This window comes from Micromonospora sp. NPDC002411 (assembly GCF_053592955.1).
The window spans coordinates 1-18,538 of sequence record NZ_JBSFBM010000038.1; the positions used below are offsets into that span (position 1 = coordinate 1).

The 18,538-nt window shown below is 71.6% G+C and carries 16 protein-coding genes; 8 read left to right on the plus strand and 8 right to left on the minus strand.

The features are described 5' to 3' along the window. The 5 genes from ACWCO3_RS07525 to ACWCO3_RS07545 form a co-directional block, all read left to right on the plus strand. Positions 1 to 706, plus strand: a 706-nt coding sequence (locus ACWCO3_RS07525; protein WP_450009001.1) for an ATP-binding protein, incomplete at its 5' end; no start/stop codon positions are given. Between the two features lies 1 nt (position 707). Beyond that, a complete protein-coding gene (locus tag ACWCO3_RS07530; RefSeq protein ID WP_450009003.1) occupies positions 708 to 2,717 on the plus strand; it encodes an MFS transporter in 2,010 nt (669 codons plus the stop codon). A 5-nt stretch (positions 2,718 to 2,722) separates the two neighbouring features. Further along, entirely contained in the window at positions 2,723 to 3,271 is a 549-nt protein-coding gene (locus ACWCO3_RS07535) for a hypothetical protein (RefSeq protein ID WP_435821729.1), read from the plus strand. Next, positions 3,268 to 4,440 carry a M23 family metallopeptidase gene (locus tag ACWCO3_RS07540; RefSeq protein ID WP_450009004.1) on the plus strand — a complete coding sequence of 391 codons (1,173 nt, stop codon included), beginning with the start codon at positions 3,268 to 3,270 and terminating at the stop codon, positions 4,438 to 4,440. Before ACWCO3_RS07535 ends, ACWCO3_RS07540 begins: the two co-directional genes overlap by 4 nt. A 13-nt stretch (positions 4,441 to 4,453) precedes the next feature. Next, complete coding sequence (locus tag ACWCO3_RS07545; RefSeq protein ID WP_145778592.1) at positions 4,454 to 5,053, plus strand: hypothetical protein; 600 nt, start codon at positions 4,454 to 4,456, stop codon at positions 5,051 to 5,053. 2 nt (positions 5,054 to 5,055) lie between these two features. On the opposite strand, the gene ACWCO3_RS07550 is transcribed toward ACWCO3_RS07545, so the two are convergent. Further along, complete coding sequence (locus ACWCO3_RS07550; protein ID WP_450009016.1) at positions 5,056 to 5,613, minus strand: hypothetical protein; 558 nt, start codon at positions 5,611 to 5,613, stop codon at positions 5,056 to 5,058. A gap of 194 nt (positions 5,614 to 5,807) precedes the next feature. Between ACWCO3_RS07550 and ACWCO3_RS07555 the strand changes: the two genes are divergently transcribed. After that, the gene (locus ACWCO3_RS07555) at positions 5,808 to 8,369 is read left to right on the plus strand and encodes an FtsK/SpoIIIE domain-containing protein (RefSeq protein WP_450009006.1); all 2,562 of its coding nucleotides are present in this window, start codon (positions 5,808 to 5,810) and stop codon (positions 8,367 to 8,369) included. A 28-nt stretch (positions 8,370 to 8,397) separates the two neighbouring features. Further along, a complete protein-coding gene (locus ACWCO3_RS07560; RefSeq protein ID WP_423438108.1) occupies positions 8,398 to 9,117 on the plus strand; it encodes a hypothetical protein in 720 nt (239 codons plus the stop codon). A gap of 90 nt (positions 9,118 to 9,207) precedes the next feature. On the opposite strand, the gene folE is transcribed toward ACWCO3_RS07560, so the two are convergent. From folE to ACWCO3_RS07580, 4 genes are all read right to left on the minus strand, one after another. Continuing rightward, entirely contained in the window at positions 9,208 to 9,873 is a 666-nt protein-coding gene (gene folE, locus ACWCO3_RS07565) for a GTP cyclohydrolase I FolE (protein ID WP_423438235.1), read from the minus strand. Positions 9,874 to 9,908: 35 nt separating this feature from the next. Further along, the gene (gene ftsH / locus ACWCO3_RS07570) at positions 9,909 to 11,927 is read right to left on the minus strand and encodes an ATP-dependent zinc metalloprotease FtsH (RefSeq protein WP_145778587.1); all 2,019 of its coding nucleotides are present in this window, start codon (positions 11,925 to 11,927) and stop codon (positions 9,909 to 9,911) included. Between the two features lie 421 nt (positions 11,928 to 12,348). Further along, a complete protein-coding gene (hpt, locus tag ACWCO3_RS07575; protein ID WP_030328005.1) occupies positions 12,349 to 12,924 on the minus strand; it encodes a hypoxanthine phosphoribosyltransferase in 576 nt (191 codons plus the stop codon). 100 nt (positions 12,925 to 13,024) lie between these two features. Continuing rightward, on the minus strand, positions 13,025 to 13,213 hold the full coding sequence (locus tag ACWCO3_RS07580; RefSeq protein WP_357840944.1) for a hypothetical protein: 189 nt from the start codon (positions 13,211 to 13,213) through the stop codon (positions 13,025 to 13,027). A 99-nt stretch (positions 13,214 to 13,312) separates the two neighbouring features. Here ACWCO3_RS07580 and ACWCO3_RS07585 point away from each other — a divergent pair, with 99 nt between their 5' ends. After that, positions 13,313 to 14,275 (plus strand): GlxA family transcriptional regulator, encoded by a 963-nt coding sequence (locus tag ACWCO3_RS07585; protein WP_145778586.1) that lies wholly within the window; start codon positions 13,313 to 13,315, stop codon positions 14,273 to 14,275. Positions 14,276 to 14,317: 42 nt separating this feature from the next. Here ACWCO3_RS07585 and tilS read toward each other — a convergent pair whose 3' ends face one another. The 3 genes from tilS to dacB form a co-directional block, all read right to left on the minus strand. Further along, the gene (gene tilS, locus ACWCO3_RS07590; protein ID WP_450009009.1) at positions 14,318 to 15,310 is read right to left on the minus strand and encodes a tRNA lysidine(34) synthetase TilS; all 993 of its coding nucleotides are present in this window, start codon (positions 15,308 to 15,310) and stop codon (positions 14,318 to 14,320) included. 10 nt (positions 15,311 to 15,320) lie between these two features. After that, positions 15,321 to 16,391 carry a zinc-dependent metalloprotease gene (locus ACWCO3_RS07595; RefSeq protein ID WP_088991339.1) on the minus strand — a complete coding sequence of 357 codons (1,071 nt, stop codon included), beginning with the start codon at positions 16,389 to 16,391 and terminating at the stop codon, positions 15,321 to 15,323. A 104-nt stretch (positions 16,392 to 16,495) separates the two neighbouring features. Continuing rightward, entirely contained in the window at positions 16,496 to 17,971 is a 1,476-nt protein-coding gene (gene dacB / locus ACWCO3_RS07600) for a D-alanyl-D-alanine carboxypeptidase/D-alanyl-D-alanine endopeptidase (protein ID WP_450009019.1), read from the minus strand. Between the last annotated feature and the right edge of the window lie 567 nt (positions 17,972 to 18,538).

The following is an 18,538-nucleotide window of genomic DNA, read 5'->3' on the forward strand; positions in this document are numbered from 1 at the left end:
GCTGGACACGGCCGAGATGCCCCTGGCCATGCTCTTCTTCGGCCGTCCCCCGGAAGGGCTGCTCGGCGCCGACGCCGCACTCACCGTGATCACCATGGCCGGGCTACGGTTGCCCGACCTCAAGATCGAACGCGAGTACTGGTCGGCCGAGGAGGCGCTGGCCCTGCCGATGCTGCACACCGCGCACCGGCTCGCCGTCCGGCGCTGCTACGGCGGCTCGATGTCGTCCCGCAAGCTGGTCGGCCTGGACGAGGCGCACTTCATGGAGGGTTGGCGGTCCGGGCGCTCGTTCCTGGTCCGGCTCGCCCGCGACTCCCGTAAGTGGAACCTCGCCGCGCTGGTCGCCTCGCAGAACCCCCGCGACATCCTCGGCCTCGACGTGCAGAACCTCGTCTCCACTGTCTTCGTCGGCCGCATCGCTGAGGACGCCGAGATCGCCTCCGAAGCGCTGCGACTGCTGCGGGTGCCGGTGAACGACGGCTACGAGGCCACTCTCGCTTCGCTCTCCGCCGCCGACACCAACTCGGCCTCCCGCCTCGGCTTCCGCGAGTTCGTGATGCGCGACGTCGACGGCCGGGTGCAGAAGGTCCGCGTCGACGTCTCGTACGTCGAAGGGCTGCTGGACCACCTCGACACGACGCCGGCCGCGATCGCCGCGGCGGCCGGAGTCCTACCGAGCATCCCCCTGCCGGATCTGGAGGCGTGACATGGCTAGGGCCTGGGTCAAGGTCCTCGGTCGAGCCGAGGCGGAGGGCCGGGCCGCTGGCCCTGGGGCCCGGGCAAGGATCGCGTCGTTTCTGCTCGCCCTCGGCGTCCTGGCCGGGGCCACCCTCACCTGGCCGCTGATCGGTGCGGAGGCCGCAGCCGCCGCACCGCCCGTCGCCCAGGCCCGCGCCGACCTCTGCACGACAGCCGAATGGCAGGCCGACTTCCGCGCCTGCGTACAGAAGCTTCAGACAGTAAGCGAAGACGAGGTCAAGTGCCGTAACGCGCCGACCCCGGGCACTCCGGACTCGGGCCTCGCCGGCTGGTTCGCCGCAGCACCGCCGAAGGACGCAGCGAATGGAGTGGCAGGCCGGTACAGCCTTTACGGCTACGGTGGCTACAGCTACAACACCTACGACATCGAAGGTGGCTGCGCCTCCAGCGTGCTGCATCCGGACTACAAGTTCACCACCACGATCGCCAATGGCGAATTCATGGCCGCCACGGCAATCATCGGTGCGTCCAACGCACTTCGTGAGCGTGCCTGGGACCCCGGCTCGATGTGGGGCTGGGCGGACCCGCTGGTCGAGCAGGCCACCAAGGCCGTGTACGAGAAGGTGTTCAGCGTCTTCGGCATCATCACCCTCTGCGTGGTGGGGCTCTATCTGCTCTGGCGGTCCCGTCAGTCAGACATGAGCAACGCGATGACCACCGCAGGCTGGGCGCTTCTGGTGATGGTCGCGGTCACGGCACTTGCCGCCTGGCCGGTCAAGTCGGCCAATATCGCGGATGGCGCACTTGTCACAAGTCTCGGAGTCGTGCATGACGCCGTCGGCCCGCAGGCGAAGGAGCCGGACCCCGGGCGGTGCCTCGACCCCGACCCGAACCGTTGTAAGGACCTCCGCACGCCCGCCGTCCGAGCCAGCGACACCGCTACCGAGACCATGCTTTACCGGAACTGGCTCCGCGGGGTGCTGGGTTCGGCGGACAGCGAGACCGCCCGCAAGTATGGCCCCGCCTTGTACGACGCCAAGGCGCTCTCCTGGGAAGAGGCCGAGAAGCTGCGCGCCAACCCGGCTACCCGGGAGGCGACCATCAAGGCCAAGCAGCAACAGTGGGCACGGGTTGCCCAGCAGATCCAGACCGAGGACCCGGAGGCGTACGAGTACCTCCAGGGCGTGCGGGACATGGACCGGGTCGGCGCGGGGTTCATCGCGGTGCTGGCCGCGTTGCTCTTCGCGATGTTCGACCTGACGGCGTCGTTGCTGGTCCTGCTGGGTTTCCTCATCTTCCGATGGGCGGTGATCGCGGCACCGATCCTGGGTACCGTGGGTCTGCTCCGGCCCGCCAGCGCCGGCCTACGACGGTTGGCGAACGCCGTGGTCGCCGCGGTGTTCAACATCGCCATCTTCGGCACCGGGGCCGCGATCTACCTTTTCGCGGTGGATCTGATCATGAGCACACCAACCCTGGCAGGTTGGCTTCAGGTAGTGCTCGTCTGGCTCTGCGGGGTGGTCGGCTGGCTGTTGCTGCGGCCGTACCGACGGATCACCCAACTCGGCGGCAAGGACAGCAGCGAGGCGGTCAGTTCGGCCGGCTCCTGGCACCGCCGATTCTTCCGCGACATGCGGACCGCTGCACGACTGGACGTGGCAGAGCCGGGCGGCACGGCCGAGCCGGTGGGCGGGCGTCGACGGTCACCCGACGCGGAGCAGACCCGACTGCGCCCGGAGGCCCGCCGGGAGGACCCGGTTCCGACGCCGTCGGCCGCCGTCGAGGGTCAGCGTGAGAGGGGACGCCCCGACGGCCGGGAACGCCCCGACGAGGCACCGGCGGCCGAGACCGGAGGCCGGGGCCGCCCTGTCGCCCCTCAGCCACGTCGCCGGCAGCCGGCAACGTGGACCGAGCCGGACGTGCCGGCCGAGAACCCGTCGTTCGTCGTCTACCGGCCGGGGTCGACGGAGCGCACGCCGGACCGCTCCGGACCGCGGGTGCGCTCAGAGGCGCGGTGACGGTGATGCGACGGGCGCTGGAGTTCCTCTTCACCCGGGCGTTGCGGTCCCGGCTGGGCGTTGCGTTGGTCATCGCTGTACTCGTGTTCGGCGTGCTCGGCGCAGCCCGGTTGATGTCTGGCTCTCTCGATCCGACGGACGGTTTGAGCAGCCGCCCGAACAAGCCGATCACCACAGTGGACCCGACGACCGGTGACGACGGTGTGCTCTCCAACGAGGCTCCGCCGTCACCGGTGACGTCCCCCGGTGCCCGAACGCCCGAACAGACCGCAGACCGTTTCGCGAAGGCATGGCTGGGTCGCCCCGGGATGACCACCGAGGAGTGGCAGGCCGGCCTCCGGCCGCTCTCCACGCCGGCCCTGAGCGAGAAGTTGGCCGGTGCCGAACCCGAGACTGTGCCCGCCGAGCAGGTCACCGGCCCACCGACCATGCGGGAGCGCACCGAGACGTTCGTCGAGTTGCTACTTCCGCTGGACAACGGTCGGCTGCGGCTGGAACTGGTCACCTCCGACAAGGGGTGGATGGTCGACGTGGTGGATTGGGAGCGGCCGTGACTGCCGGCAGGGGTCCTGCCCTTCGCCGGCCGGTGCGGGTCGGCGTGATCGCCACGATGCTCACCGGTGTGCTGCTTCTGCTCTGCTGCACCGGCGGGACCGCGGCGTTCTTCCTGAGTGGGCTCGGCGGCGACGCGGAGGACGGGGACAACCTGGCTGGCTGGGGTTGCGGACCGGTCCGTCCGGTGGACATCGTGGGCGAGTTGCCGCGGTTCACCGAGTACGGCGACGCGCAGGTCCGCAACGCCGCGATCATCATCAAGGTCGGTCAGGACATGGGCGTCCCCTCGCGGGGTTGGGTGATCGCCCTGGCAACCGCGATGCAGGAGTCAGCCCTGCGCAACCTGGCGAACAGAGCCGAGCCCGAGTCCCTCAGCCTGCCGAACGAGGGCGTCGGGGCCGACCACGACTCGCTGGGGCTGTTCCAGCAACGGCCCGGTTGGGGGTCGGTCGCCGAGCGGCTGACTCCCTCGTATGCAGCTCGAAAGTTCTACGAGAAGTTGGTCAAGGTCCGCAGTTGGCAGCGCCGACCGCTGACGGTGGTGGCGCAGCAGGTCCAGGTCAGCGCCTATCCGGACGCGTACGCCAAGCACGAGGAGTTGGCCAGCAAGCTCGTGAACGCGCTGGCCGGCGGCGCGGCCCGCACCGTCGAGATCAACGGCAAGGCGGTGTGCGACGCGGCCGAGCGCGGCGAGATTGCTGCCTCCGGTTGGACCGCACCGATCCCCGGCGACGTCGGATCCGGCTTCCGCACCGCCAGCCGACCCAGTCACCACGGGGTGGACATCGGCGCGGCGAAGGGCACCGAGATACGCGCTGCGGCGGCCGGTCGAGTACTGGTCGCTGATTGCGACCCCGACAACAGGAATCGCCGGGACTGCAACGTCGACGGGTACCCGGACAAGGGCGGCTGCGGCTGGTACGTCGACCTGCTGCACGCCGGTGGCTACATCACCCGCTACTGCCACATGGTGGTCCAGCCGCGCGTCACGGTGCATCAGATCGTTGCGGCAGGCGACGTGATCGGGCAGGTGGGCAGCAGCGGCAACTCCTCCGGCCCGCATCTGCACTTTGAGGTGCACGAGCGCAACAACCGGAAGAGCTCCGGCGCCGTCGATCCGGTTCCGTTCATGCGCGAGCGGGGCGCCCCGCTGCGTGCCGCCGAGTGAGGCCACCGCAAGCATGACCGGACCGTTGCCGGACCCGTTCGCCGATCAGCCAGACTGGGCGCCCCGGCCGCCCCGGCCGCTGACCGTCGTGCCCGCCACCGAGCGGGTGGAGCTACGTGGGCGACGGGTGCTGGTAGGGCTGCCGGGGTTGGGTTGGCGAGGAGACCTGCGCGCGGACGACCGGGTGGTGCAGAACGCCCGGACCTACGTGCCGGTGATCCCCGAGCACGAGTGGTACCGGGCCGAAGCCGATCAGGTGGAGGTGTTCGCTCCGCTGGTGCCGGTCGAGCGGGTCTGGGTGGAGACGGTTGGCAGCCGCCCAGTGGCGGAGGGTGAGCGGGAGACCGGCATCCGGTTGGTCTCGCTGGACGGACCAGCACACCGGCCACCCACACCCGTCTTCGAGGCCGACGCGGTGACCGGTCGGCGGGTGGTGCACGTCGAGGGCGGCCTTGAACATCGCGACCTGCGGGCAGTCACCGAGACCTACTCGGGTGCGGAGGGAGACATCTGCGTCCGGATCACGCCGGAGGTGGAGTGGTACCGATGGGCCTGGCGCGGCCAGTCACCCACCACCTTGGAGGTGCCGGTCCACTTGTTGTGGGTCGAGTGAGGTCAATCAACCTTGCTACCGCTACAGACCAGCCAGCCATTTTGCTTCTCGACGTCGAATCGCCACGTGTCCGTCAGGCTCTGCTGCACGCCATCCACCGTGGCGCTACGCCGAATGACCGTCACGACCGAGCTGGTGCTGCCGTGGTCATTGACCTCCAGGCTGCCCCAACTGACATGGATAGTGACGCCAAGTTGCTGCTCACGCACAAGGAGGTCGCTCCGCAGGGTCCGGATAGCCTCCAACTGCGCCCCACCCTCGCAGGTGTAAAGGTCTGCTCTCGCGTCGTTGCGGTCCACGAGGAATGCGCGTAGGTAGTTGTCCACGGCCACGTCGGGTGCGCTGCGATCGGGGGCTGCCGCCCGGTTGTACAGCACATAGCCCGTGACGGCTCCGGCCATGCAGAGCACAGCGAGGACCCCGGCGACGACCGTGAACACGGTCCGCATTCGACGGCGCGGCGGCTGAGGCGCCGGTGGTGCCGCAGCCGGCGGCAGCTGCTCGGACGGTGCCCGTTGGGCCGGTACGCGGGAGACCTGGGAACCGGCGGGGGGCTGCACTGATTCCACCTCCTGAAGTTATCGGCTGGACGCCTCGGAGCCAATGCCTCAGATCCAGCGGATCGTGACGGACCCCTCCCCACCGGTGAGATCCACGACATCCCCGGCGCACCGCCGAGGCACCTCCCGGAGGAGCGGACCCGGCTGGGATACCGTCTCTGCTGGGGAGGGGTTGCCAACCTCGGGCAGAGGGGGTGGACGCGGTGGCCGGTCCGAAGGCACGTACGAACCGCGCCGCAGCTCTGCACCGTCGGGCGGCGGCAGTCGCGACCGCCGCTGCCGGGATCCTGGACGAGACGCGACCGGCCCCGGCCGATCAACGCCGCCAGTACGAGGTGGCCGACCGCCTGCGCGAGGTCGCGGCACGACTGGCTCCGGGTTGGTCGGGTGCGGCACTGGACTCACTGACCGTGGACACTCCGGCGGGTGATGGTCCGCCGCTGTTCGTGCGGGTCGGCACGGCGACGCCGTTGGATGACGCCCGATTTCCCGCGTTGGTGCCGTTGGTGGGCACCGGTCATCTGAGCGTGGACGCGGACGCCCGGGAGCCGCGGGTGGCGGGTCTGCTCCGGGCCGTACTCCTGCGGTTGTTGGGTGCGACACCGGCGGGTGCCCTGTTGGTTCGTGCGGTGGATGCCACTGGTTCGGTGCTGACGTCGTTCGGTCCGCTCGCCGATGCTGGCCTGTTGCCGCCGCCTGCGGTGGATGTGACGGGTCTGCGTGCGGTGTTGACCGAGGCAGAGCAGTGGGTCACGCCGGGTGCGAGTGGGCGGCGTCGCCACGACCGCACGTTGTTGTTGGTGGTCGCGGCGTTGCCGGAGTCGACTGGCCCGAGCGACCTGGCACGGCTTGAGGCGCTGGCCGAGCAGGGCCCGGTGGCGGGGTTGCATCTGGTGGTGGCCGGTTGGCCCCCGGCCGGCCCGTACGCGGTCCGGGCGCCGCTCCCGCGTACCACCGCTGTGGCCTTACGCAACGCGTACGCGTTGGTCGGCGATCCGCCGGGGGCGTCCTTCGCCGGGCCGGGCGCGGATCCCCCGGGTGGGTTGAACTCGCCGGTGTTCGTGGAGTCGGATCCGCCGGCCGAGTTGGTGGATGCGGTTTGTCGACGGCTGGCCGAGCAGGTGGAGGCGGGTTCACGGTTGGCGTTGGCGGCTCTGCTGCCGCCGACGGGTGAGCGTCTGTGGGAGTCAGACTCCGTGGACGGAATGACGACAACTGTCGGCGATGCCGGAGGCCGGTCGGTGCCGCTGGGCTTCACCGAGTTGACGCCGCACTGGCTGGTGAGTGGCCGTTCCGCAGGGGGCCGTGCGGCGTTCCTGACCACGGCGTTGCTGGGCCTGGCCGCCCGGTACGGCCCGGACGAGCTGTCGCTCTACCTGGCGGATCTCGGCGAGGGTGAGTCCTTCGTGGAGTTCCTGCAGACCGAGCGGGACCGGTCGTGGATTCCGCAGGTGCGGGCTGCCGCGATGGCCGCGGACCGGGAGTACGTGCGGGACCTGCTCGACGAGCTGACGGCCGAGGTGCGGAGGCGGGCGGAGGCGGCGGCGCGGGCCGGCGGGCAACGGTTCGCGGAGCTGCGTCAGCATCAGTCGCTGCCCCGAATCGTCTGTGTGGTGGAGAACGTGCCGTTGCTCTTCGCCGAGCGGGACCGGCTGGCCGCCGAGGTGGCGGCCCAGGTGGACGGGCTGGCCCGGTCCGGTCGGGCGTTCGGCGTACACCTGGTGTTGGCCGGCGCGGGTGAGCTGGGGTTGAGTGTCCGCGCGGACGCCGGTCACCGGGATTCGGTGCTCGGGCAGTTTCCGGTGCGGGTGGCGTTGCCGGGCGGCAGCCCGGTGCTGGAGCCGACGAACGACTCGGCGGCCGGCCTGCCGGTGGGCAGCGCGGTGGTCAACACCGCCGGAGGGCTCGGCGGTCCTCGGGGTGCGATCCGGGGTCACGAACGCCTGATCCGCTATCCGGACCCGCAGGACCACCCGGAGGTGGTGGAGGAGCTTCGGCACGAGTTGTGGGCGGCCCGCCCTGCCGGGTCGGTGCCGCCGGTGGTTTTCGCCGGTTACGCCCGACCTCTGCTGAGCAACGATCCGCGGCACCGGGCGGCGTTGGCCGGGCAGGCGCACGGGCCGGCCGCGCTGCTGGGCCGTGCGGTGGACCTGGCCCGCTCGACGGTCGCCGTGCCGTTGGGGCCGGCGGCCGGGCGTAACCTCGCGGTGCTGGGTTCGGGTGCCGCGGCGGGCGGGCTGTTGGCGACGGCCGCCCGGAGCACCGCCGACCATCATCCGCCGGGCACCGCTCGTTTTCTGGTGGCGGCACCGGATCCGAGCTCGCGGGCGCTGGCGGAGGCGTTGACCGCCGAGCTGGCCACCCGGCATTCGGCCGAGGTGGTGGACCTGCCGACGCTGCTGGCGGATTCGGCCGATGACCTGCCGACGTACCTGGTGGTCTTCGGTCTGGACCGGCCGGGCCCCCGGGAGTTGCCGGTGGACCGGCTGCGGGCGTTGCTGCGGGACGGGCCTCCGACCGGGAGGCACCTGCTGGGCTGGTGGCGTGCGGTGCCGCCGTTCGCGGCGTTGTTCGAGCCGGCGGGCGAGGTCGACAAGCTGGCCGCCGTGGTCGTGCTGGACGTGCCGGTCCCGCAGCTCACCGCCGTCTTCGGGCGACCGGTGGAGTGGCAGGTTCGCCCCGACCGGGCGGTGCTGTGGGACGGTCCCGACGAGCGGGGCCGGGTCCTGGTGCCGTTCGCTGACGAGACCGGCTGATCCGGTGGCGCGAGCGGGAGGTGTCGAGGTGGGTCCGAATGCGACGGTGACCGGGCCGGGACGGCAGCGGTCTGCTTCGGCGAACGGCGAGGTCACGCCGACGGCGGTCGAGCCCAGCGCGGTCTGGGCGGAGTACCTGGCCGCGGCGCGTCAGCTGGATGGGGTACGCCGCAGCGCGGCTGCCGCAGCCGGTGAGCAGGCCCGGTCGGCGGAGGCCGCCCGGGAGGAGCTGACGGCTGTCCGAACCGGGCTGGCGAGTCAGCAGGAGAGGCTGCGGGAGCTGGGCGTACCGGCGATCTCCCTGGTGCCGTCGCCGCCGGAGCTGACCGAGGCGGCCCGGTCGATGGCGGGCGGCCCGGCGGCGGTGCTGGCGGCGCTGCGGGCCGCGCGGGGTCGGGCCGAGGCGGCGGACGCGGCGTTGGGCACGCGCCGCCGGTTCCGGCCGGGGTCGTGGTCGGTCTGGGCGCGCAACCTCCTGGTGTACGGGCCGTTGGCGCTGGTGGTGCCGTTGATCCAGGTCGCGGTGTACGCGGCCACGGGCATCGGGCCGGCCACCGTGGCGGCGCTGATCTGTGGGCTGCCGATGCCGGCGGTCGCGTTCGTCGCCGGCTGGGTGGGCATCGGGCGGTTGTTCCGCGTCGGCCCGGCTGAGCGGCTGGACCGCACGGTGCGCTTCGGCGCGCTGGTGTGTCTGGTGCCGGCGGTGCTGGTCACGGCCGGTCTGCTGCTGGCCCTGCTCGCCGGCTGACCAGCGAGGGCTCGCGGGGCGCGGTTGGGGCAGGAACGGAACCGGCCGGCCGTCCCGGGAGGGGTCGGCCGGCCGTGGTGTGTCGGTGGGTCAGCGGGGGATGATCAGCGCCATCGCCTCGGCCCGCGACTTCGAGTCCGTCTGCAGGATGCCGCGCACCGCTGACGTGATGGTCTTGGCACCGGACTTCTGGATGCCGCGCATCGCCATGCACATGTGCTCGCACTCGAGCACGACGACGACCCCGCGTGGTTCGAGTTTGCTCATCAGCAGGTCGGCGACCTGGGAGGTGAGCCGCTCCTGCACCTGGGGTCGACGGGCGAAGACCTCGACCAGCCGGGCCAGCTTGGACAGGCCGGTGATCCGCCCGTCCGGGCCGGGGATGTAGCCGATGTGCGCGCTGCCCCGGAACGGCAGCAGGTGATGCTCGCAGAGGCTCATCACGTCGATGTCCCGGACGATCACCAGTTCTTCGTGGTTGGCCTCGAAGGTGGTGCTGAGGACCTGCGCCGGGTCGACCCGCAGCCCGGCGAAGAGCTCGGCGTACGCGCGGGCGACCCGGGCCGGGGTCTGTTGGAGCCCGTCGCGGTCCGGGTCCTCACCGACCGCGATCAGGATCTCGCGGACGGCCTTCTCGATCCGGCTCAGGTCGACGGCGTCCTCGACCGGGCGGCCGGTCAGCTTGCCGCTGATCAGCCGCGCGGCCACGTAGTCCAGCTCGTCGTCGCCGTCGGGTTCGGTCGCAGAGACGGCCAGCTCCCGGTGGGGGGAGCTGGCCGTCGGGTCGTTGCTCAGTGCGTGCCGTCCGAGTTGTTGGACGGCGCCCCACCGCCGACCGACGCCTGCGCGCCGTCAGCCTGGGCCTGCGCCTTGAGCTTGTCCTTCTCCGCAGGGGTGAGCACGGGCGGCTCGGTGGAGGGCTGGCGCTTGCCGAAGCCGTTGTACGGTGCCAGCGGCGGGCGCTTGACCACCCGGGAGCAGATCCGCGCCATGTCGGCGGTGGAGAGAGTCTCCTTCTCCATCAGCTCGAGCACGATGTTGTCCAGGACGTCCCGGTATTCCACCAGGATCTCCCAGGCCTCGTCGTGCGCCAGCTCGACCAGTGCCCGCATCTCGCCGTCGATCTCGGCGGCCACCGAGTCCGAGTAGTCCCGCTCGTGGCCCATGTTGCGGCCGAGGAACGGCTCGTCTCCGCTGGTGCCGTACTTGATCGCGCCGAGCTTGGAGCTCATGCCGTACTGGGTGATCATCGCGCGGGCCAGTTGGGTGGCCTTCTCGATGTCGTTGCCGGCACCGGTGGTCGGCTCGTGGAAGACCAGCTCCTCGGCGGCCCGACCGCCCAGCGCGTACGCCAGGGTGTCGATCATTTCGGCGCGCGTCTGGGTGTACTTGTCCTCGGTGGGGAGCACCAGGGTGTGGCCCAGCGAGCGGCCACGCGACAGGATCGTCACCTTGTGCACCGGCGCGGCGTGCGGCAGCGCCCAGGCGACCAGCGCGTGCCCACCCTCGTGGTACGCGGTGATCTTCTTTTCCTGGTCGCTCATCACGCGGGTCCGTCGCTGCGGACCCGCGATCACCCGGTCGATCGACTCTTCCAGCGAGTCGTTGGTGATCGCCCGCTGGTCCTTGCGGGCGGTGAGCAGGGCCGACTCGTTGATCACGTTGGCCAGGTCGGCGCCGCTGAAGCCCGGGGTACGCCGTGCCACCGAGTCGAGGTCGACGTCGGGGGTGAACGGCTTGCCCTTGGCGTGCACCCGCAGGATGGCCTTGCGACCCTCCATGTCGGGGGCGTCCACCGGGATCTGCCGGTCGAACCGGCCTGGGCGCAGCAGCGCCGGGTCGAGGATGTCCGGCCGGTTGGTGGCGGCGATCAGGATGACCCCGCCCTTGGTGTCGAAGCCGTCCATCTCGACGAGCAGCTGGTTGAGCGTCTGCTCCCGCTCGTCGTGACCGCCGCCCATGCCGGCGCCACGGTGCCGGCCGACGGCGTCGATCTCGTCGACGAAGACGATCGCCGGGGCGTTCGCCTTGGCCTGCTCGAAGAGGTCGCGGACCCGGCTCGCGCCGACACCGACGAACATCTCCACGAAGTCGGAGCCGGAGATGGAGTAGAAGGGCACCCCGGCCTCCCCGGCGACCGCGCGGGCCAGCAGGGTCTTACCGGTGCCGGGCGGGCCGAACAGCAGCACGCCCTTCGGGATCTTGGCGCCCAGAGCCTGGTACTTCGCGGGGTTCTGCAGGAAGTCCTTGATCTCGTGCAGTTCCTCGACGGCCTCCTCGGCACCCGCGACGTCCGCGAAGGTCGTCTTCGGAGTGTCCTTGGTGATCATCTTCGCCTTGGACTTGCCGAAGTTGAGCACCCGGGAGCCGCCGCCCTGCATCTGCGACATGAAGAACAGCAGCAGAAGGACGAGCAGCGCGATCGGCAGCAGGTTGACCAGCAGGCTCACCCAGATGCTGTCCGAGGAGACCTTGACGTCGGCCGGGCCGGTGACCCGGTTGGCCGCCTTGGCGTCCAGCACCTCGTTCCAGATCTGGTCGCCAGCCTGGTACGGGAACTGAGCCTCGATCTTGTCGGTCTCGGTCTTGCCGAACTTCGTCTTCTGAGCGAGGTCCAGTTGGACCGTCTGCTCCTTGTCCTGGAAGACGACCTTTTTGATTTTGGCGGTGTGCAGCTGATCGAGCGCAACGGAAGTGTCCACGCGGTGGTAGCTGGGACCAGCGGTGAACAGTTGACTGAGCACAACGGCGCCGAGGATGACCAGGATGATCCAGACCACCGGTCGGCGGAAGAAACGCGTACGTTCCATACTGTTGTCGAGCGCCGGGGCGCCCGCATCCTCCTGATCGACGTCCTGACCGTCTGATGGTGTCGCCGCGTGTGCGGCGGCCGGAGCCGCCGTGCGGGCCGGCCTCGACCCCGAGGCGCGAAAACTGCCGCGCCGCGGTCATTCGACGGTACACCGTGTACGCGAGGAGTGAGCTTGCGAGCCCCGCAGTCGTGCACCATCAAACGCCCCGGGTCGGAACCGGCGTGGCGGGGAGTCCGGCCCGGCCACCCGAACGCCCGGTCACGCGGTCGAGGGGGTCGGGCGCGGAGTAACCTCCGGGCCACCGTGGTCCACGGTAACCGCAACACCTGAGAGCGCGCTGAACGTCGGCTTGATGGATGCCGATGCGAATGGGCCTCATACCGCCGTCGAGCCGCCGCTACGGCTCGCAGCCGGGACGTCAGGAGCGGGCGTAGACCTCGGGCTTGAGCACGCCGACGTACGGCAGCTCTCGGTAGCGCTCACCGAAGTCCAGGCCGTACCCGACCACGAACTCGGTGGGGATGTCGAAGCCGACGTACTTCACCGGGACCGGCACCTTGACCGCGTCCGGCTTGCGGAACAGCGCGACCACCTCGACGCTCGCCGCCGAGCGTGACTCCAGGTAGCGCAGCAGCCAGGAGAGGGTGAGCCCGGAGTCGACGATGTCCTCGACGACCACCACGTGCCGACCGGCGATGTCCCGGTCCAGGTCCTTAAGGATGCGGACCACGCCGGACGAGGTGGTGCCCTGGCCGTAGGAGGAGATGGCCATGAAGTCCAGCTCGGCCGGCGGGCCGTTGCGGCCCAACGCCCGGGCGAAGTCCGCCATGAACATCACCGCACCCTTGAGTACGCACACCAGCAGCAGTCCGTCGCCCACGTGGGCGTAGTCGGCGGAGACCTGCTTGGCCAGCTCCGCCGTCTTCTCGCGGATCTGCGCCTCAGAAATGATCACGTGGTCGATGTCGGCGTCGTACCAGGAGCCGTCAGCCATGACTCCTAGCCTGCCGTACGTCGGATGGCCTCCGTCGGCGGGGCCGCACCTTTTGGCGCGGTCCCGCCAAGGATTTTCTACGCAAATCGAGCTAATCACATCAGTTGGTACGGGAACGCCATCGGCGACCGTCATCGCTCGGCTTCCAGTCGGCCGAATCGTGGCTGTCCGCGGTGAGCCCGGCCGCCGAGGCGGCGGCGAGCAGGACGAGGAACAGGAGAAGGAACAGGAACTCCATGGCGGCGCTCGCTTTCGCATGGTTGCTGTCGGTTTCGCCGCCGGTGCGCACCGGACTGAGACCAGTCTGCGCCCACCCGAACCGCCCGGACAGTGGCAGGAATGCCAGTGACCATCGATTTACTGCCACCTGTCGGGTTACCCTCGTCACATGCTCCGATCCGTTGCCGTCCTCGCCCTCGACCAGGTCGCTCCGTTCGAGCTCGGCGTGCTCGCCGAGGTGTTCGGCACCGACCGCACCGCCGACGGATTCCCCGGCTACCGCTTCCAGGTGTGCAGCCCCGACGGCGCTCCGGTGCGTACGTCGTCCGGCTTCCACCTCACGCCACACGCCGACCTCGGGCCGGTCGACGAGGCCGACCTGGTCGCCGTACCCGCGCACAGCCAGGGCACCACCGTCCCCGGCCCGGTGCTCGACGCGCTCCGCCGTGCCGACGCGCGCGGGGCGTACCTGTTCAGCGTCTGCTCCGGGGCCTTCCTGCTCGGCGCGGCCGGGCTGCTCGACGACCGGGAGTGCACGACCCACTGGCGGCACGTGGACGAGCTGCAACACCGGCACCCCCGCGCCCGCGTGCGGTGCAACTCGCTCTACGTCCAGGACGGTCGGCTGCTCACCAGCGCCGGCACGGCGGCCGGCATCGACGCCTGCCTGCACCTGATCCGCCAGGAGCACGGCTCGGCCACGGCGACCCGGCTGGCCCGGCGGATGGTGGTCCCGCCGCACCGCGACGGCGGCCAGTCCCAGTACGTCGAGGCGCCCATCCCGAAGGCACCCGAGGCACCCACCCTGGAGCCGGTGCTGGAGTGGCTGATGGGCCACCTGGACCGGACGATCACCGTGGAGGAGTTGGCCGCGCGCGCTGGCATGGCACCCAGGACGTTCGCCCGCCGCTTCCGCGCCGAGACCGGCACCACCCCGCACGACTGGCTCACCAACCAGCGGGTGTTACTGGCCCGCCGGCTGCTGGAGGAGACCCCGTTGAGCGTGGAGGCAGTCGCCGACCAGGCCGGCTTCGGCGACGCGGCGGCGCTGCGCCACCACTTCAGCCGCCGGGTCGGCGCCACCCCACACAGCTACCGGACCACCTTCCGGGACCGGGCACACAGCGGCTGACAGCGGCTCTACCGACCGCGACCCGGCCCGGCAGGCGGCGTTTCAGCCGACGGCTACGGGGGCCAGCCGGTCGGCGCGGCGGAGGACCCGGACGCCGCCGGGCAGGTCCATCGGGCCCTGACCGTGCCAGGCGGTGACCAGAGCGTCCAGCGCGCCGACGTGCCGGTGCGACAACGCACCCGGCTGGGCGCCCAGCTCCCGCGCCCAGGCGTGCAGCACCCGGCCGCGTACCGCAGGGGTCAGGGCGAGCAACGCCGGCGCGGAGAGCCCTCCGTCGGGGTGCCGAGCCGCCGCCAGCGCCGTCCCCGCCAACTCGTCGAGCGCGGCGTTGTCGGCCGCCACCAACCGGGCGGTACGCGCGAGGTTGTCCACCACCCCGGGCCCGAGCGCCCGCACCAACGCCGGGAGCAGGTCGGCCCGCACCCGGGACCGGGCGTACGACGGGTCGGTGTTGTGCGGGTCCTGCCACGGGCTCAACCCGAGCACGGCGCACGCGGCGCGCGTCTCGTCCCGGCCGATCTCCAACAGCGGACGCAGCAGCGGCACACCGTCCAGCTCACGCCGGGCCGGCATCCCCGCGAGCCCGCGTGGACCGGCACCCCTGGCGAGCGCGAGCAGCACGGTCTCCGCCTGGTCGTCACGTGTGTGCCCGGTGAGCACAGCTACCGCGTCGTGCTGCCGGGCGGCCTCGGCCAGTGCCTCGTACCGAACGTCCCGAGCAGCCGCCTCCGGCCCACCCGGACGCCCCGCCACCTCCACCCGGGCCACCGACGCGGCCGTGAAACCGGCTTCACGGGCCCACGCGGCCACCGCCTCGGCACGCTCCGCGGAGCCGCTCTGCAGGCCGTGGTCGACGCTGACGAGCACCGTGCCGCGACCCAGACGGGGTGCCACGAACACGGTGGCCGCCGCGAGAGCAAGCGAGTCGGCGCCGCCCGAGCACGCGACCAGCACCGGCCCCTCCGAAGGCAGACCGGTCAGAGCACGGCGGACCGCCACCCGGATCGCGGCCACCGGCGGAGCGAGCACGGCCACCGTCGGGTGGTCAGCCAGCGGCCGGGATGGTGCCGGCCGGACCGTGCACCCGGGCGACCCAGGCGTCCGGGTCGCCGAGCTCCGACAGCCGGGGCAGCGTGAGCGGCGAGTTGAAGATGGAGTTGAAACCCTCCATGCCGACCCGCTCCACCACACCGTGCACGAACTTGCGCCCCTCGGCGTACTGGCGCATCTTGACGTCCACCCCGAGCAGCCGACGGATCGCCTTCTCCAGCGGATTGCCAGCCTCACGGCGGCGGTTGAACGACGCCCGGATCCGCTCCACGCTCGGGATCACCTGGGGCCCGACGCCGTCCATGACGAACTCGGCGTGCCCCTCCAGCAGGGTCATCAACGCGGTGAGCCGGTCCAGCACGGCCCGCTGCGCCGGGGTCTGCACGATGTCCAGCACGCTGGTGCGGCTGTCCTGGTCGCGGACCGCCTCGGACAGGGTGGCCACCCCGCGCCGCAAGCGCTCGACCAGGTGCTCGCTCCCGCTGGACGAGGCGTCGACGAACGCCTGCACCTCGCTCAGGAAGTAGGCCCGCATCCACGGGACTGCCGTGAACTGGGTCCGGTGGGTCACCTCGTGCAGACAGACCCAGAGGCGGAAGTCCCGTGGGTCGGCGCCGAGCTTGCGCTCCACCTCGACGATGTTCGGCGCGACGAGCAGCAGTTGGCCCGGGTCGGCTGAGAAGACCTCGTACTGGCCGAGCACCCGGCCGGAGAGGTAGGCCAGCACCGTCCCGGCCTGCACCCCGGTCAACCTGGACCCGATCGCCTCGGTCAACGCGCCCGGCTGCTTGTCACCGGAGAGCCGGCTCACCAGCGGGGTGATCACCTCACGGAGGCCGGCGATGTTGGTCGCCGCCCAGTCGCGGCGGTCGACCACCCGCACCGGCGGGTGTGACACCTGCGCCGTCAACCCCGTGTAGTCGGCCACGTGCCCGGCCGCCTCGTCGGTCAGCCGCCGCAGGTCGCCGACCACGTCGGTGGCCTCGGCGTACGACACCCGGGGGCCCGACTTGCTCAACGCCCCCGCGGTGGCGGCGGCCAGATCCCAGTCCACGAACTGCGCCATGAACCCACCGTACCCGCGCCGCGACACCCCGGCCCGGCCTCGCGTCCTCGATCGACGCCGATGGCCGGTCCGGCAGGGGTCGGACGACCCCGGCTCGGCGACCGTCAGCCGCAGCCGCAGCCGGCCAACGCGGCGGTGATCCGGTCCAGCGCCGGCTGGGCGGTCTCCTTCCCGCCCGGCACCTGGTCGGTGAGCACGGCGAAGGTGAGCAGCCGACCGTCGGCGGTGGTGACCAGGCCCGCGATGGAGTGCACGGCGGTCAGCGTGCCGGTCTTGGCCCGGACGCTGCCCGCACCGGCGGCGGTGCCGGGGGTGTTCCGGTAGCGCTCGTCCAGGGTCCCGGACCAGCCGCCCACCGGCAGACCGCCGAACACGCCGGCCAACTCCGGATGGTCCGGGCTGGCCGCCAGCCGGATCAGGTCGGTCAGCAGCGACGGGCTGATCCGGTTGCGGCGGGACAACCCGCTGCCGTCGGAGAGCGTGATCTCGTCGGCCGGCAGACCCAGCTCGGCCACCTGCGCGTCCATCGCGGCGGCGCCACCGTCGAACGAGGCCGGCTGGTTACGGGCCAACGCGACCTGGCGGGCCAACGCCTCGGCCACCAGGTTGTCGCTCTCGCTGATCATGATGTCGACCATCCGGATCATCGGCGGGGACTGCACCACGCCCAACTCGGCACCGGGTGCCGGGGTGCCACCGGCTGCGGCCTGCGCCGGAGCCGGCGCCGTGCCACGCTTCACGGTGTCGGTCGGCACGCCGAGCAGCCGGGCGAACGCCTTGCCGGCGGCCAGGTCCGGTTCGGCGAACCGCGCGGCCGCCCCGTGGTCGACGCTCGGGTCCCTGCGCGCGCCGTCGGTCATCAACGCCGTCACCGCGCCGCCGGACCCGCCGGTGGGGATGTCGTCGTCCCAGCCCGGGCCGTAGACCGGGCCGGAGTAGACCGACCCGTCGACGGTCACACTGGTCGGGGTGGCCCCGCCGAGCGCGGTGCGCACCTGGGAAGCCAGGTCGTCCAGGCGTGCCGCCCCCGGGTAGTAGCCCTTCTTGTCGATCGCCAGGGTGGGATCGCCGCCCCCGATGATCACCACTTCGCCGGCCTTCGCACCGGCGACGGCGCGGGTGGGTATCCGGTAACCGGGTCCACGGGCGGCCAGCGCGGTCACCCCGGTCGCCAGCTTGGTCACCGAGGCGGGGACCGTGCCGTCGTCCGCGCCCTTGGCGAACAGTGTCTGGCCGGAGATCACGTCGGCCACCGAGACGTTCACCCGGCTGCCGAGTGCGGCGACGCCGACCAGCGGGTCGAGCACGGCACGAACCCCGTCGGCGGTGGGCAACGGCGCGTTCGCGTCCGGGCCGGCCAGCACGTCCGACGGATCGGGATCCGGGGTCACAGCGGCAGCCTTCGGGCCGGACCCGGCGTCGTCGCCCAGCCAGCCGGCGACCGGGCCGGGTCGGGTGACGACGACTCCGACGCCGGCGAGCACCAGCAACAGCACGACGGCCAGCACCACCGGCAGCCGCCGACGGCGGCCCGGCGTGACGGGTGCGGGCGCGGGCGCGGCATCGGCGGACGCGGGCAGCGCGGAGATCGGCGGGCCCAGCGGCGGGACGCCGCCGGGAGTGTTCGGGGCGTGGCCGGACGCCGGGCTGAGCGGCGCGGTGCTCACCGGGACCGAGGCACTGCCGCGCGACGAACCGCCCGGCGCGGGACTGACCGGAACCGACGCACTGCCCCGCGGCGAACCGCCCGAAACGGGACTGACCGGAACCGAGGCGTTTCCCTGCGGCCTGCCGCTCGCCGGTCGGTCACCGCCGAGCACCGGGAAGCGACCGTTGTTCGGGCCGGGAGGGGGTGACCCGCCCGGCGGGCGCCAGGGCAGCGGCGGAGGCCTCTCGGGCGACACCTCCGGCGGCTGGTTAGCCGGCTCGGGAGGCCGTGGAAGGTGAGCCTCAGGCACCGGGACGCGACCCGTCGCACCGCCGGAACCGGATCGTCCGGTACCGTGCCCGGAGCCCCCGTCCGGGCGGTAGTGTGAATCTTCCCTCCCCACGACCCCCTCCTCCCCCAGCGAAAATCGGCTTGGGTGACACTACTTCGGTCCGAAGACTATGCGGCGGCCGGAGTCGGCGGGTGGGCATTCACCTGT